At 73.6% G+C, this 23701-nt stretch carries 23 protein-coding genes; 11 read left to right on the top strand and 12 right to left on the bottom strand.

Going from position 1 to position 23701, the window contains the following annotated elements; translation table 11 throughout:
* Positions 1-55: 55 nt before the first annotated feature.
* The 6 genes from QE401_RS00750 to QE401_RS00725 form a co-directional block, all read right to left on the bottom strand.
* Positions 56-949, bottom strand: coding sequence for a helix-turn-helix transcriptional regulator (locus QE401_RS00750; protein ID WP_307136342.1), 894 nt, complete (start codon positions 947-949; stop codon positions 56-58).
* A gap of 64 nt (positions 950-1013) precedes the next feature.
* Complete coding sequence (locus QE401_RS00745) at positions 1014-2687, bottom strand: Na/Pi cotransporter family protein (protein WP_307136341.1); 1674 nt, start codon at positions 2685-2687, stop codon at positions 1014-1016.
* A gap of 112 nt (positions 2688-2799) precedes the next feature.
* Positions 2800-3525 carry a lysophospholipid acyltransferase family protein gene (locus QE401_RS00740; RefSeq protein WP_307136340.1) on the bottom strand — a complete coding sequence of 242 codons (726 nt, stop codon included), beginning with the start codon at positions 3523-3525 and terminating at the stop codon, positions 2800-2802.
* A 3-nt stretch (positions 3526-3528) separates the two neighbouring features.
* Positions 3529-4500, bottom strand: coding sequence for a phosphatidate cytidylyltransferase (locus QE401_RS00735; protein WP_307136339.1), 972 nt, complete (start codon positions 4498-4500; stop codon positions 3529-3531).
* Complete coding sequence (locus QE401_RS00730) at positions 4497-5156, bottom strand: CDP-alcohol phosphatidyltransferase family protein (protein WP_307136338.1); 660 nt, start codon at positions 5154-5156, stop codon at positions 4497-4499. Before QE401_RS00730 ends, QE401_RS00735 begins: the two co-directional genes overlap by 4 nt.
* A 167-nt stretch (positions 5157-5323) precedes the next feature.
* On the bottom strand, positions 5324-6283 hold the full coding sequence (locus QE401_RS00725) for a D-2-hydroxyacid dehydrogenase family protein (protein WP_307136337.1): 960 nt from the start codon (positions 6281-6283) through the stop codon (positions 5324-5326).
* Between the two features lie 136 nt (positions 6284-6419).
* On the opposite strand from QE401_RS00725, the gene QE401_RS00720 reads away from it, so the two are divergent.
* From QE401_RS00720 to QE401_RS00710, 3 genes are read left to right on the top strand one after another with little or no spacing between them, the layout of a single operon-like run.
* Complete coding sequence (locus QE401_RS00720) at positions 6420-6734, top strand: AraC-like ligand-binding domain-containing protein (protein WP_307136336.1); 315 nt, start codon at positions 6420-6422, stop codon at positions 6732-6734.
* Complete coding sequence (locus tag QE401_RS00715; RefSeq protein ID WP_307136335.1) at positions 6701-7186, top strand: helix-turn-helix transcriptional regulator; 486 nt, start codon at positions 6701-6703, stop codon at positions 7184-7186. Before QE401_RS00720 ends, QE401_RS00715 begins: the two co-directional genes overlap by 34 nt.
* Positions 7187-7235: 49 nt before the next feature.
* The gene (locus QE401_RS00710; RefSeq protein WP_307136334.1) at positions 7236-8192 is read left to right on the top strand and encodes a DMT family transporter; all 957 of its coding nucleotides are present in this window, start codon (positions 7236-7238) and stop codon (positions 8190-8192) included.
* Positions 8193-8213: 21 nt separating this feature from the next.
* Here QE401_RS00710 and paoC read toward each other — a convergent pair whose 3' ends face one another.
* Genes paoC through paoA form a run of 3 tightly spaced genes read right to left on the bottom strand, consistent with a single transcriptional unit; the run spans position 8214 to position 12006 of the window.
* Positions 8214-10406: an aldehyde oxidoreductase molybdenum-binding subunit PaoC gene (gene paoC, locus QE401_RS00705; protein ID WP_307136333.1), complete on the bottom strand. Its 2193-nt coding sequence runs from the start codon at positions 10404-10406 to the stop codon at positions 8214-8216.
* 5 nt (positions 10407-10411) lie between these two features.
* Positions 10412-11362 (bottom strand): FAD binding domain-containing protein, encoded by a 951-nt coding sequence (locus QE401_RS00700; RefSeq protein WP_307136332.1) that lies wholly within the window; start codon positions 11360-11362, stop codon positions 10412-10414.
* Positions 11359-12006: an aldehyde dehydrogenase iron-sulfur subunit PaoA gene (paoA, locus tag QE401_RS00695; protein ID WP_307136331.1), complete on the bottom strand. Its 648-nt coding sequence runs from the start codon at positions 12004-12006 to the stop codon at positions 11359-11361. The genes QE401_RS00700 and paoA overlap by 4 nt, the downstream gene beginning before the upstream one ends.
* Before the next feature lie 381 nt (positions 12007-12387).
* On the opposite strand from paoA, the gene QE401_RS00690 reads away from it, so the two are divergent.
* The 8 genes from QE401_RS00690 to QE401_RS00655 all read left to right on the top strand — a co-directional run bounded on the left by QE401_RS00690 (position 12388) and on the right by QE401_RS00655 (position 19012).
* Positions 12388-13236, top strand: a complete 849-nt coding sequence (locus QE401_RS00690; protein WP_307136330.1) for a tellurite resistance TerB family protein — start codon at positions 12388-12390, stop codon at positions 13234-13236.
* A 122-nt stretch (positions 13237-13358) separates the two neighbouring features.
* Positions 13359-13916, top strand: a complete 558-nt coding sequence (locus QE401_RS00685; protein ID WP_307136329.1) for a c-type cytochrome — start codon at positions 13359-13361, stop codon at positions 13914-13916.
* Positions 13913-14902, top strand: coding sequence for a cytochrome c oxidase subunit II (locus QE401_RS00680; protein ID WP_307136328.1), 990 nt, complete (start codon positions 13913-13915; stop codon positions 14900-14902). The genes QE401_RS00685 and QE401_RS00680 overlap by 4 nt, the downstream gene beginning before the upstream one ends.
* Positions 14899-16818 carry a cytochrome c oxidase subunit I gene (ctaD, locus tag QE401_RS00675; protein ID WP_307136327.1) on the top strand — a complete coding sequence of 640 codons (1920 nt, stop codon included), beginning with the start codon at positions 14899-14901 and terminating at the stop codon, positions 16816-16818. Before QE401_RS00680 ends, ctaD begins: the two co-directional genes overlap by 4 nt.
* On the top strand, positions 16815-17420 hold the full coding sequence (locus tag QE401_RS00670; protein ID WP_307136326.1) for a cytochrome c oxidase subunit 3: 606 nt from the start codon (positions 16815-16817) through the stop codon (positions 17418-17420). The genes ctaD and QE401_RS00670 overlap by 4 nt, the downstream gene beginning before the upstream one ends.
* The gene (locus tag QE401_RS00665) at positions 17417-17731 is read left to right on the top strand and encodes a hypothetical protein (RefSeq protein WP_307136325.1); all 315 of its coding nucleotides are present in this window, start codon (positions 17417-17419) and stop codon (positions 17729-17731) included. Before QE401_RS00670 ends, QE401_RS00665 begins: the two co-directional genes overlap by 4 nt.
* Positions 17728-18627, top strand: a complete 900-nt coding sequence (locus QE401_RS00660) for a cytochrome c oxidase assembly protein (RefSeq protein WP_307136324.1) — start codon at positions 17728-17730, stop codon at positions 18625-18627. Before QE401_RS00665 ends, QE401_RS00660 begins: the two co-directional genes overlap by 4 nt.
* Entirely contained in the window at positions 18614-19012 is a 399-nt protein-coding gene (locus QE401_RS00655; protein ID WP_307136323.1) for a c-type cytochrome, read from the top strand. The genes QE401_RS00660 and QE401_RS00655 overlap by 14 nt, the downstream gene beginning before the upstream one ends.
* Before the next feature lie 9 nt (positions 19013-19021).
* Here the strand turns inward: QE401_RS00655 and QE401_RS00650 are convergent, their stop codons facing one another.
* From QE401_RS00650 to QE401_RS00640, 3 genes are all read right to left on the bottom strand, one after another.
* Positions 19022-19936 (bottom strand): c-type cytochrome, encoded by a 915-nt coding sequence (locus tag QE401_RS00650; protein ID WP_307136322.1) that lies wholly within the window; start codon positions 19934-19936, stop codon positions 19022-19024.
* A gap of 18 nt (positions 19937-19954) precedes the next feature.
* Positions 19955-22243: an FdhF/YdeP family oxidoreductase gene (locus QE401_RS00645; protein ID WP_307136321.1), complete on the bottom strand. Its 2289-nt coding sequence runs from the start codon at positions 22241-22243 to the stop codon at positions 19955-19957.
* 164 nt (positions 22244-22407) lie between these two features.
* Entirely contained in the window at positions 22408-23538 is a 1131-nt protein-coding gene (locus tag QE401_RS00640; RefSeq protein ID WP_307136320.1) for an iron-containing alcohol dehydrogenase, read from the bottom strand.
* Positions 23539-23701: the final 163 nt, after the last annotated feature.

Genomic DNA, 23701 nt, shown 5'->3' with positions numbered 1-23701 from the left:
CGCGAAACCGGCGCCGTTCCGCGCGCCGCCCGGCGGGTTTGTCGGAAAAGCGGCGTCAGCCGCGCCGCGCGGCGCGGTAGCGCGCCGGGCTCGCCCCGGTGGCGGCGCGGAAGGCGGCGCCGAAATGCGATTGCGAGGCGAAGCCGAGCGAGAGGGCGATATCCACCAGCGGCCGGTCGCTCTCCGCCAGCAGGGCACGCGCCGCCTGCAGCCGCTGCTCCAGGATGAAGCGGTGCGGCGTCTGCCCGCTGGCGCGGCGGAAGGCGCGGGTGAAGGCGGAGGGGCTGAGCCCCGCCTCCGCCGCCAGCTCGGCGATGCCGAGCGGCGCCGCCGGGTCGGCCAGCACCCGCTCGCGCAGCCGGGACGGCAAGGCGTGGTGCGGCAGCATCTCGGCGGCGCGGGGCGGCGGCAGGGCGGCGTGGCGCTCGGTCAGGTGCAGCGCCACGGTATAGGCCAGCTGTTCGGCCAGCAGGGGCCCCGGCGGGCGCTGCCGGTCGCTGGCCTCGACCAGCCGGCAGGCGGCGGCGGTCAGGAAGGGGTCCTCGGTCTCCCAGGCCAGGTCGGTCAGCGAGACGGGGCGGTCATGGCCCTGCGCCGCGGCGGCCTCGCGCAGCAGCGCCTCGCCCAGATAGAACAGCACCAGCTTGCCGCGCCCGGGCTCCGGCACCGCGTCGACGATGACGTTGCGCCCCGGCTGGCCGATGCGGAAACGGCCGAAGCGCACCGGCGCGTCGCGCCGCGTGCGGCCATCCTCGATCAGCACATGGCGGCGGACATTGTAGAGGGTGATGGCGACGGTGGAGACCGGCAGCCGCCCGTAATCATAGAGATGCGGCCGCGTCACCTCGCTGATCGCGACCGTCAGGCCGCAGCGCGACCACAGGTCGATCAGCGCCGACTGGCGGCAGCCGGTGACGTGCTCGGCATGCTGGAGGGGGTTCAGGCTCATGGGCGGCGACCGGGGCGGAGGCGGCGATTGTCCCGCCGGCGCGGCGCGGGCGCAAGCATGGCCGCTACTCCTCCCCATCCAGCGGCGAGGCCAGGCGGGTCGGCAGCAGCTCACCGCCCTCGCGCAGCACCGGATAGGCGGCGGCCTCCACCAGATGCGCGTTCACCCGCTTCAGGTCGCGGATCAGATCGAGCGGCAGCGCGCCGGGATCGGCCGGCGCGCTGCCGGCGGGCTGGTGCAGCCCGGCGAAATGCGCCTGCACCGCGCGGCGCTCGATGTCGCGGAAACGCGCCTTCTCGCCGGCCAGCAGCCGGGCCGCGCGCAGATCCTCGGTCAGCAGCAGCGAGGCCGCCTGGCCGAGATTGCTCTGCAGCCGGTCGATCAGCGCCAGCAGCGCGGCGCGCTGCGCCGGCGGCGGCGCCAGGCCGCGCTTCAGGCGCTTGGCCGCCTCCGCCATCAGGTCGCGGTCCACCACATCGCCCGCCTGCTCCAGATGCGTGGCGAAGAGCAGGATGCGCTCGGCGCGGCGGCGCTCGGCCGGCTCCAGCGCGGCGCCGTCCAGCGCGGTCAGGTAGTCCCGGATGGCGGCGTTCAGCCGGTCCAGCACATCATCCATGCGGCGCGTCTCGGGGATCACGCCGCGATCGTCGCGGGCGAAGGCGTCGCGCATGCCCTGCAGCATCTCCTGCAGCACATCGGCCAGGCGCAGCGCCTCGCGCGCCGCGAGGCCGATGGCGATGGCCGGCGTTTCCAGCGCGGCGCGGTCGAGATGGCGCGGGCGCGACGGATCCTCCTGCTCCAGCCGCGCCGGCAGCAGGCGCCGCAGCAGCCGCGCATAGGCCGGCAGCAGCGGCAGGAAGACCAGGCCGAGCAGCAGGTTGAAGCCGGTATGCGCATCCGCCAGCGCCCGCGCCGGGTCGGGCTGCAGGGCGGCGAGCCCCTGCGCCAGCCAGGGCAGGGCGGGCAGCGCCGCCAGGCAGCCCAGGGCGCGGATCAGCAGATTGCCCATCGGCACGCGGCGCGCGGCCGGGTCGGCGGCGCCGGCGCCCTCCAGCACCGGGTTCAGCGCGGTGCCGAGATTGGCGCCCAGCACCAGCGCCAGCGCCACCGGCAGGGCGACCACGCCATGGGTGGCCAGCGACATCACCAGCAGCACCACGGCGACGCTGGAATGCGCCGCCCAGCTCAGCGCGGCGCCGATCAGCAGCGCCACCAGCGGCTCGCCCTGCAGCGCGGCGAGCGCGCCGCGCAGCCCGGGCTGGCTGCCGATCGGCGCCAGCAGGCCCAGCATCTGGTGCAGCGCCATCAGCATCAGCCCGAGGCCGATGGCGACGCGGCCGAGATCGCGCCGGCGGCTGGCCGTGCTGCGGCGGAACAGCAGGAAGCCCAGCAGCACCAGCAGCGGCGCCAGCCGCGCCACGTCGAAGGAGAGCAGCTGCACGATCAGCGTGGTGCCGATATTGGCGCCCAGCATCACCGCCAGGGCCGGCACCAGCGCGACGCTGCCGCCGGCGGCGAAGCCGGTGACCATCAGCCCGGTGGCCGTGCTGCTCTGCAACAGGGTGGTGACGCCGATGCCGGCCAGGAAGGCGCGCGGCCGGTTGCCCAGCGCCCGCGCCAGGAAGCCGCGCAGCTGCGGCCCGAAGGCGCGCTGCAGCCCGGTCTGCACCATGCGCACGCCCCAGAGCAGCAGCGCCACGGTGCCCGCCAGGTCCAGCAGGGTCAGGATGACCGCCATGTCGCGCCCCTCCATGCCAAAGCGGAGAAGTGTGACACTTTCATGACAGGTGGCGAGGCCCAATCGGGCCGCGGCGGATGAAACAACCGCAAGGCGGCGTCCAGGCCGGCCCTCAGCCGGCGGGGGGCAGGCCCCCCAGGCGGCGCACCGCCGCCTCGCAATCGCGCGCCACCTGGCGCCAGCCTTCCTTGCACTCGGCGACCGTATCGAAGCGCAGCGGCGCGCCGATCGACAGGCGCAGCCTGCCCGGCCGCGGCAGGGCGCGGGTGGCCGGCCAGGCGGCGTAGGCGCCCTCCAGATAGCAAGGCACCACCGGGATCGGCGTGCCGGCCACCAGCGCGCCGATGCCGGGCTGGAAGGGCGCCATGGCGCCGTCGCGGCTGCGCGTGCCCTCGGGGAACAGGATGAAGACCAGCCGGTCCTCGGCCAGGCGCTGGCGCAGCAGGTCGATCTCGCCGGCGCGGGTGCGGCGGCGCCAGACCGGCAGCGCGTTCACCGCATAGGCGGCGAAGGTGGCCGCGCCGGCCGAGGCGAAGAACACATCGCCGGCGGCCAGGGCGTAGCAGCGCCGGGCCAGCGGCGTGGGCAGGGCGGCGGCCAGGCTCAGCGCGTCCAGATGGCTGCTGTGGTTGCCGATCAGCAGGAAGGGCCCCTCGGCGGGCAGGTGCTCGCGCCCCGCGATCTCCAGCCGGTGGGCGCAGCGCAGCCAGAGCCGGCTGGCGCGGCGCCACAGCCCCTGCAGCAGCGCCCCCGTGATGCCGGCCTCCCGCCCCTGGCTGCGCAGCCGCTGCAGCGGGGTCAGCCCGGCATCGCGGGCGGGGCGCAGCTCCCAATCCATGGCTCAGCCCCCGGTCAGCAGGCGGGTGGGGCCGGTGCCTTGCAGCCCGACCAGGTAGTTGACGAAATGGAACACCGCCGGGGAGACCAGCAGCAGGCTGTTGTAGCGGTCCAGGATGCCGCCATGGCCCGGCAGCAGCGTGCCCATATCCTTGATGCCGATATCGCGCTTGATCGAGGACAGCATCAAATCGCCGCACTGGCCCGCGGCGCTGATCAGCAGGCCGAGCAGCGCCAGCTTCGGCAGGCTCTCCAGCTTCGTGCCGGCGAAGATGTGGCTGCCGAGGACCATCACCAGCAGGGTGCTGACCAGCAGCGCGCCGACCGCGCCGGAGATGGTCTTGTTCGGGCTGGTCTGCGGCAGCAGCTTCGGCCCGCCGATCAGCTTGCCGCAGGTGAAGGCGGCGACATCGTTCAGCGCCACCACCGCCAGCAGCATCAGCACCAGCGGCCGGTAGCCCGGGTCGTTCGCCATGTAGCCGAGATGGCCGAGGCCGAGCCCGAACAGCATGAAGGCCACCAGCGACAGCGCCACGCGCTGCACATAGCCGGAAGGCCGGTCGAGCGGGATGGAGACGACCAGGATCGCCACCGCCGTCAGCGGGCCGAGCGCCACGAACAGCCCGTACCATTGGTCGAGGGCGGCGAAATTCACCAGCAGCAGGCCGATGACCACCACGCCCACCATGGCGTATTCGCGGAACAGCCCGGTGGCGCGGTCGAATTCCCGCAGGCAGGCGAGGCCGAGCAGCGTCACCGCCGCGATGGTCCAGACGCGACCGGCCAGGACGGGGCCGAACATCAGCGGCAGCAGCACCACCCAGGAGCCGAGCCGCAGCCACAGCTCCCGCCGCAGCGCCGGGCTGCCGCGGCCGAGCAGGGTCAGCGCCCCGATCACCGCCGCCGCCAGCGCCACCACGCCGAGGGTGGCGAGCGTGATCCACAGCGTCACCGGATGGGCGAAGGCGGTGCTCATGCCCGGGCCCCCGCGCGCAGGGCCGCCGCGATGCCGGAGAGGCGCCGCAGGGCGGTGAGCAGAGAGAGCAGGGCGATGGCGGCCAGCACCAGGGTGACCAGCGGCCAGCCCGCCACCGCCTCCCAGCTGGGTGGCACCAGGGCGCACCACAGGGCGAGGGCGGTGCACAGCGCCATGCGCTGCTGCTTGGCCATCGGCCCGCGGAAATCCGACGGCGCGCCGGCCGCCTTGCCGACCGCCCGCACATAGGCAGTGGCCATCGCCGCCAGCGCCGCCGCATAGCCCAGCCAGGGCAGCCCGCCCGCCGCATAGCCGAGCCCGACCAGCACGGCGCTGTCGGAGACCCGGTCCGGCACCTCGTTGAACAGCTCGCCCACCGGCGAGGCGATGCCGCGGCCGATCGCCACCATGCCGTCGAACAGATTGGCCAGCAGCCGCAGCTGCATCAGCGCCGCGCCGGCCAGCCAGAACAGCCAGGCCTGGGCGGGGAGTGACGCGGTCAGCACGAAGCAGAGCCCGGCCAGCAGCCCGCAGGCCATGCCTGCGACGGAAATGCCATTGGGCGAGGCGCGGCGCCGCACCAGCCATTCCGCCACCCGGCCTGACAGGGCCAAATTGCGCGCCGCGATCGGCCGGCGGTCTCCGGCATGCTGCATGGGGTTTGTCCTGCGCAGATCTGTAACAATGGCTATGGCATGGCCGAGGCGCGCCAGCCAGCCGCGCGCATCCCCCGCGCCCGGCCAGGAAACCCTTGCAGGACAGAGGCTTGCCGGGCGTGCTGCGGCGGGCGAGCGGTCACCTTTGCGCCAGCACGGGCCGAGAATCAGTCCAGCAGCCGCACCGGCGCGCCGGCCTTCCAGGCAGCGATGGCCTCGACCATGTCGCGGAAGAAGACCCGGTAGGTGCCCTCGGTGACGTAGCCGAGATGCGGGCTGAGCACGACATTGTCGAGGCCGCGCAGCGGGTGGTCCGCCGGCAGCGGCTCCTGGTCATAGACGTCGAGCCCGGCGGCGGCGATGCGCCGGCTGCGCAGCGCCTCGATCAGCGCCGCCTCCTGCACCAGCGGGCCGCGGGAGGTGTTGATCAGCACCGCATCCGGCCGCATCAGCGCGAATTCGGCCGGGCCCACCAGGCCGCGGCTGCGCTCCGACAGCACCAGATGCAGGCTGAGGATCTCCGCCCCGCGGAACAGCGCCTCCCGCCCCACCTGGCGCACGCCGAGCTCGGCGCAGCGCGCGGCGGTCAGGTTCTCGCTCCAGGCGATGACCTCCATGCCAAACGCCCGGCCCAGCTCCGCCATCCGCCCGCCGAGCCGGCCGAGCCCGGCCAGCCCCAGCACCCGCCCATGCAGGGTGCGGCCGACACTGCCCTGCCACAGCCCCTGGCGCATCCGCGCTTCCTCGCCCGGCAAATGGCGCAGCGCGTTCAGCATCAGGGCCAGCGCCAGCTCGGTGGTGGCGTGGTAGGATTCGCCGCCGCCCGTGTGGCAGACGGTGATGCCCCGGGCGCGCGCCGCCGCGACATCCAGGCTGGGGTTGCGCGCGCCGGTGGTGACGATCAGCCGCAGCCTCGGCAGCCGGGCCAGCAGCGCCGCCGGCATCGGCATGCGCTCGCGCATCAGCCCCAGCACCTCATACTCCGCCAGCGCCGCGGCGGCCGCCTCCAGCGGCAGCGCGGCCAGTGGGCGGTCGAGGAAGTCGATCCTCGCTTCCTCCCCCAGCGCCGACCAATCGGCCATCCCGCGGGCGACCTGCTGATAGTCGTCGAGCACGGCGATGCGCATCTCTCGTCTCCCTTGCCGGCGCCCAGGGTGGCGAAGCCCCGGCTTTCGCGAAAGGGGCCTGCGCGAAAGGGGGCCGGCGCGGAAGGGAAGCGCATGGCAGGTGATGCCGGGGCCCGGCGGTGCTATGGGATGCGGCATGCTCGGATCCGTGCCAGCCCAGGTCTGGATCCGCTCCTACGGGGCGGAGTCCAGCGTCCATCTGCATGATTTCGCCCAGCTCGTGCTGCCGCTGGAAGGCGCCGTGTCGATGGATATCGGCGGGCGGGAGGCGGTGCTGAGCCCGGGCCTGGCCGGCTTCGTCGACCGCGCGACGCGGCATGAGCAGGCCAGCCGGCAGGCCAACCGGGTGCTGGTGGTCGATTTCGACCCCGCCTGCCTGGGCCCGGACGGCGCCGAGCGGCTGGCCGCGCGCCCGGGGTGCGCCCGCTGGGCCGCGAGGCCGCCAGCCTGATCGGCTATATGGGCCTGTCGCTGTCGCGCGACCGGGCGCGGCCGGAGACGGTGGCGCAATGGATGCCGCTGCTGCTGGACGCGCTCTCCGGCGGCGGCGCCGCGCCCGGCGCCCGGCTGGCCGGGCTGCTGGCGGCGCTGGAGGCCGAGCCCTTCGCACCCTGGACCGCCGCCGGCATGGCGGCGCGCGCCGGGCTCAGCGTCAGCCGCCTGCACGCGCTGTTCCGCGCCGAGCTGGACAGCACGCCGCGCGCCTGGCTGGCCGGGCTGCGCCTCGGCCGGGTGCGCGAATGGCTGGCCGGCTCCCGCCTGTCCATCGCCGAGATCGCCCATCGCGGCGGCTATGCCGACCAGAGCGCCCTGACGCGGGCGATGCGCCGGGCGACGGGGCTGACCCCGGCCGCCTATCGCCGCCAGGCGCAGGAGTCCGGGCCCAAACCGCGCGAGGGCTGAGCAAGACCGCCGCGGCGGGATCGGCTATGGCCTCGGCCGGGAGGGACGCATGGCGGATCAGCGACGGACGGTGGCGGGCATTGCCTGCGGCATGGCGGCGGGCGCGCTCTGGGGGCTGGTCTTCCTGGCGCCGGAGCTGGCGCGGCAGTTCAGCCCGCTCGAGCTGACCATCGGCCGCTATGCCTGCTACGGGCTGATCTCGGCGGTGCTGCTGCTGCCGCGCTGGCGCGCCCTGGCCGGCCGGCTCGGCCGGCGCGAATGGCTGGCGCTGGCCTGGCTCGCCCTCACCGGCAACACCCTCTACTACATCCTGCTCTCCAGCGCGGTGCAGCTGGGCGGAATCGCCATGACCTCGCTGGTGATCGGCTTCCTGCCCGTCGCCGTCACCGTGATCGGCAGCCGCGACCAGGGGGCGGTGCCGCTGCGCCGGCTGGCGGCCTCGCTGCTGCTCTGCGTGGCGGGCGCCGTCTGCATCGGCTGGCAGGCCCTGGCCATCCCCGAGGGGTCCTCCCTGGCGGTCCAGGCGACGGGCCTGCTCTGCGCCATCGGCGCGCTGCTCTCCTGGACCACCTATGCGGTCGGCAACAGCCGCTGGCTGGCCCGGCTCGGCCATGTCTCGGCGCATGATTGGAGCCTGCTGACCGGCATCGTCACCGGGGCGCAGGCGCTGCTGCTGGTGCCGCTGGCGATCGGCGCCCATGCCGCGCCGCCGGGCGGCGCGCCCTGGCTGCATCTGCTGGCGGTCTCGGCCGGGGTGGCGGTGCTGGCCTCGATCCTGGGCAATGCGCTGTGGAACCGCATGAGCCGGCTGCTGCCGCTGACCCTGGTCGGGCAGATGATCCTGTTCGAGACGCTGTTCGCCCTGCTCTACGGCTTCCTTTGGGAGCGGCGCCTGCCGACGCCGCTCGAGGTGCTGGCCTTCGTGCTGGTGACGCTGAGCGTCGTGCTCTGCGTTACCGCGCATCGCCGGCCGGCGCCGCGGCGGGCGGCCCGCGCCGTGGTCTGAGGGCCCGGGCCGCCGGCTGCCTCACGCCATGCCGGGCAGCCGGTCGAGATGCTTGTCCAGGGTGATCGGATAGTCCCGCACCCGCACCCCCGTGGCGTTGTAGACGGCATTGGCGATGGCGGCGGCGACGCCGCACAGCCCGAGCTCGCCCACCCCCTTGGCCTTCATCGGCGAGGAGACCGGATCCGTCTCGTCGAGGAAGACCACCTCCTGATGCGGGATGTCGGCATGCACCGGCACCTCATAGCCCGCCAGGTCGTGGTTGACGAAGAAGCCGCGGCGCCGGTCCACCGCCAGCTCCTCCATCAGCGCGCCGCCCACTCCCATGGTCATGGCGCCGATCACCTGGCTGCGCGCCGTCTTCGGGTTCAGGATGCGCCCGGCGGCGCAGACCGCCAGCATGCGGCGGATGCGCGTCTCGCCGGTGGCGGCATCCACCGCCACCTCGACGAAATGCCCGGCGAAGGTGGATTGCTGGTAGCGCTTGGCGAGATCGCCGAATTCGATGCTGTCCTCGGCCACCAGGCCGTCCGGGCCAGCCGCCTGCGCCAGCGGCACGCTGCGGTTGCCGGCGCGCACCTGCCCTTCGGCGAAGACCGCCTCGGCGGAGTTGAAGCCCAGCCTCCGCGCCACCGCCTCGCGCAGCCGGATGCCGGCGGCGTAGACGCCGGCGGTGGCGCTGTTGGCGCCCCATTGCCCGCCCGAGCCGGCCGAGGCCGGGAAGCCGGAATCGCCCAGCCGGACGGTGACCTTGTCGATGCCGACGCCCATCATCTCCGCCGCCGTCTGCGCGATGATGGTGTAGCTGCCGGTGCCGATATCGGTCATGTCGGTCTCGACCGTGACCTCGCCCCGGCTGTCGAGCCGCAGCCGCGCGCCGGAGCGCATCACCAGATTGTTGCGGAAGCCCGCCGCGACGCCCAGGCCGGTCAGCCAGCGCCCCTGGCGCGCCTGGCCCGGCCGCGGGTTGCGCCGGGCCCAGCCGAAGCGCTCGGCCCCCTGGCGCAGGCATTCGGCCAGCTGGCGCTGGGAGAAGGGGCGCCGCGGGTCGTTCGGATCCACCTGGGTGTCGTTGAGGATGCGGAACGCCACCGGGTCCATCCCCAGCTTCTCCGCCATCTCGTCCATGGCGATCTCCAGCGCCATCAGCCCCGGCGCCTCGCCGGGGGCGCGCATGGCATTGCCCTCCGGCAGGTCCAGCACCGCCAGGCGCAGCTGCGTCAGCCGGTTGGCGCCGGCATAGAGCAGCCGGGTCTGGTCGACCGCGGTCTCCGGCCCGCCCTCCTTCTGGTCGCCGGACCAGCTCTCATGGCCGATCGCGGTGATGCGGCCATCCTGGCCCGCCCCGATGCGGATGCGCTGGATGGTGGCGGGGCGGTGCGTGGTGTTGTTGGCCATCAGCGGCCGCTGCAGCGCCACCTTCACCGGCCGCCGCGCCGCCCGCGCGCCGAGTGCGGCCAGCAGCGCATCGGCGCGCAGGAACAGCTTGCCGCCGAAGCCGCCGCCGATGAAGGGCGAGATCAGCCGCACCTTCTCGCGCGGCATCCGCAGCGTCCGGGCCAGATCCCCGGCGCCCCATTCGATCATCTGGTTGGAGGTCCAGAGCACCAGCCGGTCCCCCTCCCAGGCGGCGATGGAGGCGTGCGGCTCCATCATCGCATGGCTCTGGTCGGGCGTGGTGTAGGTGGCGTCGAGCTGCACCGGCGCCCGGGCGAAGGCGCCCTCGAAATCGCCGGTGGCGCTGGCCGATTGCGGGACCTTCGCCGCATCGTCGCGCGCCGCCGCCAGGTCGAAGGCGCCCTCGGCTTCGGCATAGTCGACGCGCAGCAGCTGCGCCGCGGCGCGCGCCTGCTCGAAGCGTTCGGCCACCACGAGGGCGATGGCCTGGTGGTAATGCTCCACCTCCGGCCCGCCCAGCAGCCGGGCGGTGTTGCGCGAGCCCTTGCCGAGCGCGCCGGCATTCTCATGCGTCACGATGGCGAGCACGCCGGGCGCGGCGCGGGCGGCGGCCAGGTCGAAGCCGCGGATGCGCCCCTTGGCGATGCCGGCGCCGACCACGACGCCATAGGCCGCATCCGGCACCGCCTCGTGCTGCTCATAGGCATAGGGCGCGCGCCCCGTGGTCTTCAGCGGGCCGTCGATGCGGTCGAGCGGCTGGCCGATGACGCGCAGCTGGTCGATCGGGTTGGTGGTGGCGGGGGTGTCGAACTTCATGGCGCTCAGCTCCTCGCCTCGGCCAGCACGGCGGCCAGGGTGCGTTCCGCCAGCTTCACCTTGAAGGCATTGTCCTCGGTGGGCCTGGCACCGGCCAGGATCGCGGCCATGGCGGGCCCGGCGCCGCGCCGCAGCTCGGCCTCCGCCGCCTCGACGCGCCAGGGCCGGTGCGCCACGCCGCCCAGCGCCACCCGCCCCGTGCCGTCGCGCTGCAGGATGACGCCGACCGAGACCAGGGCGAAGGCGTAGGACGCCCGGTCGCGCACCTTGCGGTAGATCTGCACGCCGCCCACCGGCGGCGGCAGCGTCACGGCGGTGATCAGCTCGCCCGTCTCCAGCGCCGTCTCGCGCTGCGGCGTGTCGCCGGGCAGGCGGTGGAATTCGGCGACCGGGATGGCGCGTGTCGTGCCATCCGGCTTCACCGTCTCCACCACCGCGTCCAGCGCGCGCAGCGCCACCGCCATGTCGGAGGGGTTGGTGGCGATGCAGTGCTCGCTCTGGCCGATGACCGCGAGCTGGCGGCTGTAGCCGCCGATCGCCGCGCAGCCGCTGCCGGGCTGGCGTTTGTTGCAGGGCTGGTTGGTGTCGTAGAAATAGGGGCAGCGCGTGCGCTGCAGCAGGTTGCCCGCCGTGGTCGCCTTGTTGCGCAGCTGGCCCGAGGCGCCGGCCAGCAGGGCGCGGGAGAGCAGGGCGTAGTCGCGCCGCACCCGCGCATCGGCGGCCAGGTCGGTGTTGCGCACCAGCGCGCCGATGCGCAGCCCGCCTTCCGGCGTGGCCTCGATGCGGTCGAGGGCGAGGCCGTTGACGTCGATCAGATGCTCCGGCGTCTCGATCTGCAGCTTCATCAGGTCGAGGAGATTGGTGCCGCCGGCGATGAATTTCGCGCCCGGATGGCGCGCCGCGGCGGCCGCGGCCGCCGCGGGGGAGGCGGCGCGCTCATAGGTGAAGGGCTTCATGCCGGGCGCTCCGCGACCTCGGTGATCGCATCGACGATGTTGGAATAGGCGCCGCAGCGGCAGAGATTGCCGCTCATCCGCTCGCGGATCTCCTCCGCCGTCACGCGCGGCGCGGCGTCGAGCTCGGCGGTGGCGTGGCTCGGGATGCCGGCCCTGATCTCCTCCAGCACGGCGACGGCGGAGCAGATCTGCCCCGGCGTGCAATAGCCGCACTGGTAGCCATCATGCTTCACGAAGGCCGCCTGCATCGGGTGCAGCCGGTCCGGCTGGCCCAGCCCCTCGATGGTGGTGATCGCGTCGCCCTCATGCATCACCGCGAGGCTCAGGCAGGCATTGATGCGCCGTCCGCCCACCATCACCGTGCAGGCGCCGCACTGGCCATGGTCGCAGCCCTTCTTGCTGCCGGTCAGCCGCAGATGCTCGCGCAGCGCGTCGAGCAGGGTGGTGCGGGTATCGAGCGACAGGCTGTGCCGCACGCCATTGACGGTGAAGCTGACATCCATGGGGGGTGCTCCCGTGCTGGCAGGGTCGGGGGTGGCCGGGATGGGCTGCGCCTGCGACGGCGCCGACGCCGCCGCGGCGGCGGAGGCCGTGGCGCCGATCACCAGGTCGCGCCTGGTCGCTGCGAAGTCAGGGTTTCGCATCAGATCCTCCATCGATTGTGCCCGGAAGCCTCGACACTCGGCCTTCGCATCCCTCTTCAATGCCGCGCGGCCGCGACGGTTGGCGGGCAATGCCGATCGGCCGCCCGGGGCGCTGGGCAGCACGGTCCCGGCCGGGTAACGCCTGCCGCCCCGCTGGAGGGGGCGGGGCCGGGCGGCGGGGGGGCCGGAGGGCAGGACGGGCAGGGCAGGGGCAGGAGCCGCGCTTCGCCGGGCGGGTTGGAAGCCCCGCTCCGGAAGGGCGGCACCGCGTTTGGCGCCGCAGCCCCGCTGCGGCCCTATGCTCGGCAGCGCCCGGCGCTGGCGCAAAGGTGACGCTTTCTCCATCTTGTCCGCCGCCCCGGCGCTCCCGACATCAGGCGCATGATCGACGCCAAGACCCTGCTCGACCGCTTCCTCAGCCCCGGCGCGCCCGGCCAGGGGCAAGCCCCGGCGCCGCGCCCCGGCGGGGCCTCGCCCTGGCTGAATCCCGGCCAGCCCGCCAGCGGCGCGGCGGGCGGCCTCGGCGCCGGGCTGGGCGGCATGGCCGAGGCGGCGCGCCAGGCGGCGCAGCAGGCGCTCGGCGGCCGGGGCGGCGGCGGGCTCGGCAGCATGGGCGGCTTCGCCGCCGGCGGGGCGGCGGGCGGCGTGCTCGGCCTGCTGCTGGGCGGCAAGAAGAAGAAAAAGGGCGGCTTCGGCGGCGTGCTGAGCCATGGCGCCGCCGCGATGCTGGGCGCGCTGGCCAGCCGCGCCTATGAGAACTGGCGCAGCGGGCAGAACCCGGCCTCCGCCCCGGTGGCGACGCCGCAGGAGGCGGCCCGGGTCGAGCCGCGCTACCTGCCGCCGGCCGCCCCCGCCGCCGATGGCCAGCCCTTCGAGCTGGCGCTGGTGCGCGCCATGATCGCCGCCGCCAAGGCGGATGGGCATATCGATGCCGCGGAGCATCAGCGCATCTTCGCCCGGGTCGAGGCGATGGGGCTGGATGCCGAGGGCAAGGCCTTCGTCTTCGACGCGCTCTCCGCCGCGATCGGCCCCGGCGAGATCGCCGCCAGCGCCCGCACCGAGGAACAGGCGGCGGAGCTGTATCTGGTCTCCCGCCTGGCGGTGGATCCGGACCAGCCGGAGGAGCGCGCCTATCTGCAGGCGCTGGCGCAGCGGCTGAAGCTGCCGCCCGGCCTGGCCGAGCATCTGGACCGCCAGGCCGATGCGGCGGGGGACGGCACCGCCGGCTGAGCCGGCGATCCGCAAACGGCGCCGGAACCGTTTTCGCCCTCCCCGGTTAAGGCCAGGGTCCGCCGCGCGTGCGGCGGACCGGGCCATGGGGGTGGCAGCGTATGTCCGGTTGCGTTCCAGGAGTGTCCGGCCAGCGCCCGCGGCGCGGGCTGTGGCTGGCCGCGCTGCTGCCGGCGGTGCTGGCGCTGGCCGGCTGCAAGCGTGAGCAGCGCCAGGCGCGGCAGGATCCGCCCCTCGCCGCCGCGCTGGACCAGGTGGCGCTGCTGCCCGGCGGCATTGGCGGCCGCCCGCCCGAGGTGCTGGTGGCGCTCGGCGACCCGTTCCGCCGCAATGCCTACCAGCTGGCCGAGGGCAAGCGGCTGTTCGAGGGCTTCGGCTGCCAGTCCTGCCATGCCGAGGGCCAGGGCGTGGCCGGGCGCGGCCCGGCGCTGCTGGATGGCTGGTGGCAATACGGGGCGGATCTGGCCAGCCTCTATGCCAGCATCCGCGATGGCCGCCCCGGCGGCATGCCCGCCTTCCGCGAGCGGCTGACGCCGCCGCAGATCTGGCAGCTGGCCGGCTATGTGCAGCTGCTGGGCGGCTACCGGGTGGAGGCGGCGGCCCCCGGCCGCAGCGACCGGCCGCAGACCCGCCCGGCGGAGAACCGCGCCCCCGCCGCCAGCTTTCCGCTGCGCCCGTGACGCGGCGCGGCCTCGCCCTGCTGGCGCCGATCCCGCTCTGCGGCGGCTGCACCACCCTGCCCGGCGCGCTGGACCCGGCCGGCCCGATGGCCGAGGGGCTGGCGCGGCTGTTCCATGGCTTCACCCTGCTGCTGGGCGGCATCTGGCTGGCCGTGCTGCTGGTGCTGGCCGCCGGGCTGTGGTGGCGCCGCCGCCATCCGGCCGGGCCGCAGGCCGGGCGCCGCGCCGGGCTGTCGGTGGCGCTGGCGACCGGGGCCACGGCGCTCACCGTCATCGGCCTCTCGGTGGCGAGCTACCTGGCCACCCGCCCGCTGCATGCCAGCGCCGAGCCGCCGCTGGTGGTCACGCTGCGCGGCCTGCAATGGTGGTGGGAGATCCGCTACCCCGACCCCGAGGGCGGCCCTGAGATCGTCACCGCCAATGAGCTGCGCCTGCCGGTCGGCCGCCCGGTGCAGCTGCGGCTGGAGGCGGCGGATGTCATCCATTCCTTCTGGGTGCCGGCGCTGGCCGGCAAGCAGGACATGATCCCCGGCCGCGACAACACCCTGCTGCTGACGGCCCGCGCGCCCGGCCGCCATCGCGGCCAATGCGCCGAATTCTGCGGGCTGCAGCACGCCCATATGGCGCTGCTGGTGGTGGCCGAGCCGGCGCCGGATTTCGCCGCCTGGCTGGCGGCGCAGCGCGCCCCCGCCGCGCCGCCGCAGGAGGCCGAGGCGGCGCGCGGTCGGGCGCTGTTCGAGGCGCGGCCCTGCGCCGCCTGCCACACGGTGCGCGGCACCGCGGCGGCCGGGACGCTGGGGCCGGACCTGACGCATCTGGCCTCGCGCCAGGAGCTGGCGGCGGGGCGGCTGCCGCTGACACGCGGCGCGCTCGCCGCCTGGATCGCCGATCCGCAGACGCTGAAGCCCGGCAATCTGATGCCGCTGGTGCCGCTGGCGGCCGATGAGCTGCAGGCCGTCACCGCCTATCTGGCGGGGCTGCGATGAGCGCCGGGACGCCGCCGCCCGACGGCACGCTGCGCGACACCGGGCTGCAGCCCGCGCTGCTGGACGCCGCGCTGCGCCGGCTGTGGGACACGAGGCCCGGGCTGATCGGCGCCCTGGCCAGCGTCGACCACAAGGTGATCGGCCGGCGCTATCTCTACACCGCCTTCGCTTTCCTGGCGCTGGGCGGGGTGCTGGCGCTGCTGATGCGCTGGCAGCTGGCGCGGCCCGAGGCGCGGCTGCTGGATGCCGATCTGTACAACCAGGTCTTCACCGTGCACGGCACCAACATGATGTTCCTCTTCGCCGTGCCGGTGATGCAGGCGATGGGCTCCTATCTGGTGCCGCTGATGATCGGCACGCGCAACCTGGCCTTCCCGCGGCTGAACGCCTTCTCCTACTGGATGTACCTGATCGGCGGGCTGGTGCTGTGGGGCGCCTTCCTGCTGCGCATGGGGCCGGATGCCGGCTGGTTCGCCTATGTGCCGCTCTCCGGCCCCCAGTACTCGGCCGGCAAGCGCGTCGACATCTGGGCGCAGATGATCAGCTTCACCGAGATCTCGGCGCTGGCCATCGCCGTCGGCACCGTCGTCACCGTGCTGAAGCAGCGCGCGCCGGGCATGACGCTGGACCGCATCCCGCTCTTCGTCTGGTCGATGCTGGTCACCTCCTTCGTCATCATCCTGGCCATGCCGGCGGTGATGCTGGCCAGCACGGCGCTGATCCTCGACCGGCTGGTGGGCACGCATTTCTTCAACCCGGCCGAGGGCGGTGACGTGCTGCTGTGGCAGCACCTGTTCTGGTTCTTCGGCCATCCCGAGGTCTACATCATCTTCCTCCCCGCGGTCGGCATGATCTCCGCCATGCTGCCCGCCTTCACCCGCCGCCCGGTCTTCGGCTACCTGCCGCTGGTGCTGGCGCTGCTCGGCACGGGGGTGCTCTCCTTCGGCCTCTGGGTGCACCACATGTTCACCACCGGCCTGCCGCGCAGCGGGGAGGGCTTATTCACCGCCTCCTCCATGGCGATCGCGGTGCCGAGCGGGCTGCAGATCTTCTGCTGGCTGGCGACGATCTGCACCGGCCGGCCGGTCTGGCGCACGCCCTTCCTGTTCATCCTGGCCTTCTTCTTCACCTTCGTGCTCGGCGGCATGACCGGGGTGATGGTGGCCTCCGTGCCGCTCGACACCCAGCTGCATGACAGCTACTTCGTCGTGGCGCATTTCCACTATGTGCTGATCGGCGGTGCGGTCTTCCCGCTGCTCGGCGCGGTCTATTACTGGTACCCGAAATTCACCGGCCGGATGATGAGCGAGCGGCTGGGGCGCTGGGTGGTCGGGCTGCTGTTCCTGGGGTTCCAGCTCACCTTCTTCCCGATGCATCTGCTCGGGCTGATGGGCATGACGCGGCGCGTCTACACCTATCCGCCGGGGCTGGGCTGGGACGGGCTGAACCTCTTCGTCAGCCTGGCGGCGCTGCCGCTGGCCGCCGGCTTCCTGCTGTTTTTCGTCGATGCCTGGCGCAGCGCGCGGCATGGCGCGCCGGCGGGGGAGAATCCCTGGGGCGCGCCGGGGCTGGAATGGGCCACGCCCTCGCCGCCGCCGAGCTACAATTTCGCGCAGATGCCGGTGGTGCACAGCGCCGCGCCGCTCTGGGACCATCCGGGCGAGCTGCCGGTGGCCACCGGCCTGCGGCTGGACCGGCGGGAGCTGCTGATCACCAGCCCGGGGAGTGCCCGGCCCGAGGCGCGCGAGGCCTCGCCCCGGCCGTCGCTCTGGCCGCTGGTCGCGGCGCTCACCACCAGCGCCATGCTGCTGGGCTCGGTCTTCACCCCCTGGGCGGTGGTCTGGGGCGCGCTGCCGGTGGCGGTGGCGCTGGTCCTGTGGTTCTGGCCCGGCGGCAGCCCGGAGGATGAATCATGACGCCCCGCCCGGTGCTCGACCTCTCCCGCCTGCCGATGCATTGCCGCGGCAGCGGCAGCCCCAGCTGGTGGGGCACGCTGGCCTTCATGCTGATCGAGGGCACCGGCTTCGCGCTGATGGCGGCGATCCTGCTCTACCTGGCCAGCCTCTCCCCCGCCTGGCCGCCGCAGGGCGCGCCGCTGCCGCGGCCCGGCCCCGGCGCGCTGATGACGCTGCTGCTGCTGCTGAGCCTGGTTCCCAACCTGCTGCTGTCGCGCTGGGCGGCGCGGCACGACCTGCGCCGCGTGCGCCTCGGGCTGGTGGTGATGGCGCTGCTCGGCACGCTGGCGCTGGTGCCGCGGATCCACGAATTCGCCGCGCTCGGCGTGTCCTGGGACGACAGCGCCTATGGCTCGGCGCTGTGGATGATGCTCGGCCTGCACACGACCCATGTGCTGACCGATCTGGTGGAAACCTTCGTGCTGGCGGCGTTGATGTTCACCCGCCATGCGGAGAATCCGCGCCGCTTCGACGATGTGCGCGACGGTGCGCTGTACTGGAATTTCGTCGTGCTGACCTGGCCGCCGATCTTCCTGCTGATCTACGGGCTGCCCCGGCTGTGAGGGCGCCGCCGCTCTGGCTGGCCCTGGCCGGCCTGGCGCTGCCGCCGGCGCTGTGGTCGCTGAACACCCAGCTCGGCCAGATCCTGCCCTATGCCGAATGCGGCCTGTCCTGGCGGCCGGGGGCCTGGCTCTCGGCGCTGTTCACCGCCTTGTCTCTGGGCGGCGCCTGGCTCGCCTGGCGCGGCGCCGGGCAGCGCACAGGCAGCACCGCGCTGCTGCTGCGCCTCGGCGCCGGGCTTGGCCTGATGCTGGCGCTCGCTTTGCTGCTGCAGGGCCTCTCGGCGCTGCTGCTGACCGGGTGCGAGCGATGATCGCCCGCGCCGCCACCCCCTGGGCGCTGCTGCTGCTGGCGCCCGGCCTGGCGCTGGCGCATGGCGCCGACCCGCATGGCGACACGCCGCGCTGGAGCTTCGACCCGGTCATCATGTTGCCGCTGCTGCTGGCGGGCACGCTCTACGCCGCCGGCTGCGCGCGGCTGTGGCACCATCGCGGCGCCGGGCGCGGCATCGGCGCCGGCGCGGTGGCCTGCTACGCGCTGGGCTGGCTGGCGCTGCTGCTGGCGCTGTGCTCGCCGCTGCATTGGTGGGGCGAGCATCTCTTCACCGCGCATATGATCGAGCATGAAGTGCTCATGGTGCTGGCGGCGCCGCTGCTGGTGCTGGGCGGGCCGGCGGCGGCGGCGCTCTGGGCCTTTCCGCATGGAACGCGGCAGCGCCTGCTGCGCGGGCTGCGCCGCGCCGGGGCGGGGCGCCTGCTGCGCCGGCTGACCGCGCCGGGCCTGGCCACGCTGCTGCACGCCGTCGCCATCTGGCTGTGGCACTGGCCGCCGCTGTTCGACGCCACCGTCACCGACACGGCCCTGCACCGCGCCCAGCATCTGAGCTTCCTGGCCGCCGCGCTGCTGTTCTGGTGGGCGGTGCTGCGCCGGGCGCATCCGGCGCTGGGCGCGCTGCATCTGCTGGCCACCATGCTGCACACCGGGCTGCTCGGCGCGCTGCTGACCTTCGCGCCGCGTGTGCTCTATGCGCAGCAGACGCAGCAGGCGGCGCTCTGGGGGCTGACGCCGCTGGAGGACCAGCAGATCGCCGGGCTGGTGATGTGGGCGCCGGGCGGCATCGCCTATGTCATCGCCGCGCTGGCGCTGCTGGCGCGCTGGATCCGCCGCAGCGGCGCGGCGCAGAGGGAGGCCGTGCATGGCACGGCCTAGACGCCTCGGCTGGGCGCTGGCGGCGCTGCTGCTGGCGGCGGGCGGCCTGGCCTGGCCGCTCTACGCCGCGCGGCAGGAGCGGATCGGGATCGCCCGCGCCATCACCGGCGGCGAGCCGTCGCGCGCGCCCCCGCTGCTGATCCGCCATGGCTGCGGCGGCTGCCACAGCATCCCCGGCGTGCCGGGCGCCGATGGCCGTGTCGCCGCGCCGCTCGACGGGCTGCGCCAGCGTGTCTATCTCGGCGGGGTGCTGCCCAACACGGCGGAGAATCTGATGGCCTGGATCACCGACCCGCGCCGCTTCGCCCCCAACACCGCCATGCCCGCCAATGCGCTGCGCGAGGCCGAGGCGCGCGACATCGCCGCCTTCCTCTACAGCCGCTAGCGCCGCCGCTCAGGGCGGTGTCGTCGGGCGCGGCGGCAGGGCGCGGATATAGTCGGCGATGGCGGCGCGATCCTCCTCCGGCAGCGCGGCCAGGTTGGTCACCACCTCCGCCATGCTGGCGCCGAGCCGCCTGCCATCCGGCGTCACGCCCTCGCCCAGCGCGCGCAGCAGCTCGGCGCGCGACCAGTGGCCGATGCCGGTGGGGGTGATGTTGGGGGCATAGCCGGTGCCCTCGGGATCGGGGCCGCCGGCATAGCGCGTGGCCTGATCCACCGCGCCGGCCAGGTTGCGGCCGGAATGGCATTCGGCGCAATGCATCAGCGCCTCCGCCAGGTAGCGCCCGCGATTCCACGCCGCGTCGCGCGCCGGGTCGGGCAGGATCGGGCTGCGGTCGAGATAGAGCAGCTTCCACAGCCCGATGGCGCGGCGCAGCCGGAAGGGCAGCGGCAGCTCATGCGGCGGCGGCCGGCCGGCCACCGGCGGCAGGCTGCGCAGATAGGCCCAGAGATCGGCGACATCCTGCGGCCGCATGCGCGCAAAGGCGACATAGGGCAGGGCCGGATAATAATGCTCGCCCCCGGGCGAGACACCGGCCATCAGCGCATTGGCCAGGTCGATGCCGCGCCAGCGGCCGATGCCATCCTCGGGATGCGGTGAGATATTGGGCGGGCGGAAATAGCCCACCGGCCCGGCCAGCCGCATGCCGCCGCCGAGGCGCAGCCGCTCCTCCTGCCCGGGGCTGGCATGGCAGGAGGCGCAATCCCCGGCGGCGAAGACCAGGCGCCCGCGCGCCGCGTCGCCGCCCTCGAAGCGCGCCGCCTCGGCCTCGGCGAAGGCGGGGCGCGGGGCGGAGAGCATCCAGGCCGCGCCGGCGCCGAGCCCGGCCAGCAGCAGCGCCCCCGCCAGCAGCCAGCGCCCGCGCATCGCCCGCCGCCCGCGCGGTCAGCCCGCCACGCGCTCCACCCGCACGGGGATGGATTTGGCGGCCGGCACATGGCTTTCGCGCGCATGGTGCCAGAGCGGCAGCAGCGGGTTGCATTCCGGGTAGTAGCCGGCGGCGCTGCCCTCCGGCAGGTCGTATTCCACCGCCTGGAGGTTGCGCACGCGCCGCTCCACCCCGTCATCGGCGACGGTGGCGAGGTCGACGCGGTCGCCCTCCTGCAGCCCCAGCCGCCGCATGTCGGCGGCGCTCAGCATCACCACCTCGCGGCTGCCGCTGATGCCGCGGAAACGGTCGTCATAGCCATAGATGGTGGTGTTGAACTGGTCGTTGCTGCGCACCGTCATCAGCGCCAGCGTGCCCTCGACCTGCGGCATGTCCGGATTGCCGTCCAGGCTGCGCAGCGTCAGGAAATTCGCCTTGCCCGTTTCGGTCTTCCAGACGCGCTCGCGCGCCGGGTTGGCGCGGTGGAAACCGCCCGGCTCGCGCATGCGGCGGCTGTAGTCATGATACCATTCCGGGTGGGTCTCGGCGATCAGCGCGCGGATGCGCTCGTAATCGGCGACCCAGCCATCCCAGTCCAGCTTCGGGTTCGGCGCCAGCATCGCTTTCGCCAGCCCGGCAATGATGGCGGGTTCGGAGCGCAGTTCGGAACTCGCCGGCTCGCGGATGCCGCGCGAGGGATGGATGCAGGAGGTGCTGTCCTCCATCGAGGTGATCTGCGGCCCGCTTGCCTGGCGGTCGATCTCGATGCGGCTGAGGCAGGGCAGCAGATAGGCGCGGCGTCCATGCACCAGATGGCTGCGGTTGAGCTTGGTGGTGATCATCACCGTCAGCCGCAGCCTGCGCCAGGCCGGCACCAGCAGCCCGTGCTCGGGCAGGGAGCGCACCAGATTGCCGCCCAGCTGCAGCACGGCGCGCGCCTTGCCCTCGATGATGCGGCCCGCGGCCTCGACGACATCGGTGCCCTTCTCGCGCGGCGGCGCGAAATCGAACATTTCTTCGAGTTTGTCGAGCGGGGCGAGCTCCGGCTTCTCGGTGATCCAGACGGCGCGCTGGCCCTGCACGTTGGAATGGCCGCGCACCGGGCAGATGCCGGCACCGGGCTTGCCCATCTGGCCGCGCATCAGCAACAGGGAGACCAGCATGCGCACCGTCTCCACCCCCGCGCGGTGCTGCGTCAGCCCCATGCCATAAACGCCCAGCACCCGCTCCGCCTTGGCGTATTCGTGCGCCAGGATCTCGATGGCGCTGCGCTTCAGGCCGGAATGCTGTTCGATCTCCGCCCAGTCCTTGCTGCGCAGCGCGTCGGCGAAGGCCTCGAAACCCTTTGTGTGCTCGGCGATGAAGGCGTGGTCCAGCACGGGGCTTCCACCCTCGCGCTTCGCCGCGTCCTCCATCTCCAGCAGCGTCTTGCAGAGGCCGGCGATCAGCGCCAGATCGCCGCCCGGGCGCGGCTGCAGCAGGTGGCGGGCGATCCGCGTCGGCGTGCCGGCGGTCATCTGCACCGGGTTCTGCGGATTGGTGAAGCGCTCCAGCCCGCGCTCGCGCAGCGGGTTGATCACCACGATGGGCACGCCGCGGCGCGACGCCTCATCCAGCTGGTGCAGCATGCGCGGGCTGTTGGTGGGCGTGTTCTGCCCGAAGATCATGATGAAATCGGTCTGCTCGAAATCCTCGAGCGTGACGGTGCCGACCGGCACGCCGATCGACTGCGGCAGCGCGACCGAGGTGCTCTCATGGCACATATTCGAGGAATCGGGCAGGTTGTTGGTGCCATAGGCGCGCGCCATCAGCTGCCACAGATAGGAGGCCTCGTTGCTGGCGCGGCCGGAGGCGTAGAAGATCGCCTCGTCCGGCTGCATGGCGCGCAATTCCGCGCCGATCTCGGCGAAGGCCTTCTGCCAGGAGACGGGGACGTAGCGGTCGGTGGTCTCGTCCCAGCGCATCGGCTCGGTCAGGCGGCCGGCCTGTTCCAGCGCGTGGTCGGACCAGCCCTCCAGCTCCGTCACCGTGTGGCGGGCGAAGAAATCGGGGGCGACACGCTCGCTGGTCAAATCCCAGGCGGTGGCCTTGGCGCCGTTTTCGCAGAATTCGAAGAGATGCGGCGGCGACGGCTTGGCCCATGCGCAGGAGACGCACATGAAGCCGCCTTCCTTGTTCTGCTGCCGCATGGCGAGCGCGGTGCTGGCGGAATTGCCCTCCCGCCGTAGGATGTTGCCCAGCGAGCGCACCGAGCCCCAGCCGCCGGAGGGGCCATGATAATCCTCGTGCCGCAGCTTCTCCGCCATGATCCGCCCTTTCCGCCACGCCATCGATGGGGCTGAAACTGGCGTGAGGGGCGGCGGGTTGCCTTGGCGCCGGGCGGGGCAGCCCCGCGCCGGGCCAAGCCCCCGCCGGGCACCTGCCCGGTCAGGTCTCGGCAGGGCGCGGCATCACCGCGCCCGGGCGAGGTTCAGTAGGCGGCTTCGTACATCGCCAGGATCTGCGCCTGGCTGAGATCGCGCGGATTGTTGTCGAGCAGCCGGCGGATGGCATGCGCCTCCGCCGCTATGGCCGGCAGGTCGTCGCGCGGCACGCCGAGCGCGCCCAGCCGCATCTCGATGCCGAGCTGCGCGCAGAAGCGGTGCGTCGCCTCGCGCACCGTGCTCTCCTCGCTGCTGGCGGGCAGGCCCAGCGCGTCGAGCACCAGCGCGGTCTTCTCCGCCATCACCGGGGCGTTGAAAGCCAGGGTGTGCGGGAAGATCACGGCGCAGGCCAGGCCGTGCGGGATGTTGTGGCGGGTACCCAGCGGATAGGCCACCGCATGGCCCGCCGTGGTGTTCACCGGGCCGAGGCAGAAGCCGCCATAGAGCGAGGCCAGGGCCAGGCCGGCGCGCGCCTCGCGGTCGCTGCCATCGGCGACGGCGCGGGCCAGGAAGCGGCCGACCAGGCGGATGCCCTCCAGCGCGTAGAGATCGATCACCGGATGCGCCTTGCGGCTGGTGAAGGCCTCGACGCAATGCGCCATGGCGTCGACGCCGGTCGCTGCCGTCACCGCCGGCGGCACGGTCAGCGTCAGATCCGGGTCCAGCAGGGCGATGTCGGCCAGCATATGCGGGCTCTGCACCGCGATCTTGTTGCGCGTCGCCGGATCGGTCACCAAAGCGCGGGTGCCGCCCTCGCTGCCGGTGCCGGCGGTGGTCGGCACCTGGGCCAGCAGCGCCTTGCGGCCGGCGACCTTGTCGGGGCCGGCCACGTCCTGGATGGACTGGCCGCTGCCGGGCAGCACCGCCACCAGCTTGGCCAGATCCATGGCGCTGCCGCCGCCGAAGCCCACCACCAGCTCGGGCCGCACCGCCTCGGCCATGGCGATGGCCTTTTCCAGATTCGGCACATCCGGCTCGGGCTTCACCTCGCCGAAGACCTGCACCTCGCCCGGCAGGTCGAGCAGCGCCACCCGCCCGGCATTGAAGGCATCGGCGATGACGAGGCTGCGGGTGACGCCGCGGGCGCGGGCCCATTGGCCCAGCTTCGGCGCCAGGCCGCCGCCCAGCTCGAGCAGGGGCGGGCGGGCGATCTGCAGGGGGCTGGCGAGGTCGGTCATGCGGAGCATCCTGAAGGGCGGGCAGGCAGAGCTGCCATGGGCAGGAGCGGCCGGGAAGGGGTCTCGCCCGCCCGGCCGGGGTCGGCTCAGTCGGCGCTGGCGCCGGAGGATTTCACCAGCGCCTGCCACATCGGCCGCTCGCGCGCCGCGCGCTCGGCGGCCT

It is taken from the genome of Pseudoroseomonas cervicalis, from assembly GCF_030818485.1.
GTDB lineage: Bacteria > Pseudomonadota > Alphaproteobacteria > Acetobacterales > Acetobacteraceae > Pseudoroseomonas > Pseudoroseomonas cervicalis_A.
This window is presented reverse-complemented; position numbering and strand designations above follow the sequence as displayed.

Excerpts from the sequence above, each read along its gene's own strand:
- paoA (WP_307136331.1), bottom strand. The coding sequence starts at position 12,006 with ATGCGAAACCCTGACTTCGCAGCGACCAGGCGCGACCTGGTGATCGGC.
- QE401_RS00650 (WP_307136322.1), bottom strand. The coding sequence starts at position 19,936 with ATGCGCGGGCGCTGGCTGCTGGCGGGGGCGCTGCTGCTGGCCGGGCTC.
- QE401_RS00670 (WP_307136326.1), top strand. The coding sequence starts at position 16,815 with ATGACGCCCCGCCCGGTGCTCGACCTCTCCCGCCTGCCGATGCATTGC.
- QE401_RS00735 (WP_307136339.1), bottom strand. The coding sequence starts at position 4,500 with ATGAGCACCGCCTTCGCCCATCCGGTGACGCTGTGGATCACGCTCGCC.
- QE401_RS00640 (WP_307136320.1), bottom strand. The coding sequence starts at position 23,538 with ATGACCGACCTCGCCAGCCCCCTGCAGATCGCCCGCCCGCCCCTGCTC.
- QE401_RS00750 (WP_307136342.1), bottom strand. The coding sequence starts at position 949 with ATGAGCCTGAACCCCCTCCAGCATGCCGAGCACGTCACCGGCTGCCGC.
- QE401_RS00720 (WP_307136336.1), top strand. The coding sequence starts at position 6,420 with ATGCTCGGATCCGTGCCAGCCCAGGTCTGGATCCGCTCCTACGGGGCG.
- QE401_RS00710 (WP_307136334.1), top strand. The coding sequence starts at position 7,236 with ATGGCGGATCAGCGACGGACGGTGGCGGGCATTGCCTGCGGCATGGCG.
- QE401_RS00645 (WP_307136321.1), bottom strand. The coding sequence starts at position 22,243 with ATGGCGGAGAAGCTGCGGCACGAGGATTATCATGGCCCCTCCGGCGGC.
- QE401_RS00745 (WP_307136341.1), bottom strand. The coding sequence starts at position 2,687 with ATGGCGGTCATCCTGACCCTGCTGGACCTGGCGGGCACCGTGGCGCTG.
- QE401_RS00740 (WP_307136340.1), bottom strand. The coding sequence starts at position 3,525 with ATGGATTGGGAGCTGCGCCCCGCCCGCGATGCCGGGCTGACCCCGCTG.
- QE401_RS00690 (WP_307136330.1), top strand. The coding sequence starts at position 12,388 with ATGATCGACGCCAAGACCCTGCTCGACCGCTTCCTCAGCCCCGGCGCG.
- QE401_RS00725 (WP_307136337.1), bottom strand. The coding sequence starts at position 6,283 with ATGCGCATCGCCGTGCTCGACGACTATCAGCAGGTCGCCCGCGGGATG.
- paoC (WP_307136333.1), bottom strand. The coding sequence starts at position 10,406 with ATGAAGTTCGACACCCCCGCCACCACCAACCCGATCGACCAGCTGCGC.
- QE401_RS00730 (WP_307136338.1), bottom strand. The coding sequence starts at position 5,156 with ATGCAGCATGCCGGAGACCGCCGGCCGATCGCGGCGCGCAATTTGGCC.
- ctaD (WP_307136327.1), top strand. The coding sequence starts at position 14,899 with ATGAGCGCCGGGACGCCGCCGCCCGACGGCACGCTGCGCGACACCGGG.
- QE401_RS00655 (WP_307136323.1), top strand. The coding sequence starts at position 18,614 with ATGGCACGGCCTAGACGCCTCGGCTGGGCGCTGGCGGCGCTGCTGCTG.
- QE401_RS00660 (WP_307136324.1), top strand. The coding sequence starts at position 17,728 with ATGATCGCCCGCGCCGCCACCCCCTGGGCGCTGCTGCTGCTGGCGCCC.
- QE401_RS00700 (WP_307136332.1), bottom strand. The coding sequence starts at position 11,362 with ATGAAGCCCTTCACCTATGAGCGCGCCGCCTCCCCCGCGGCGGCCGCG.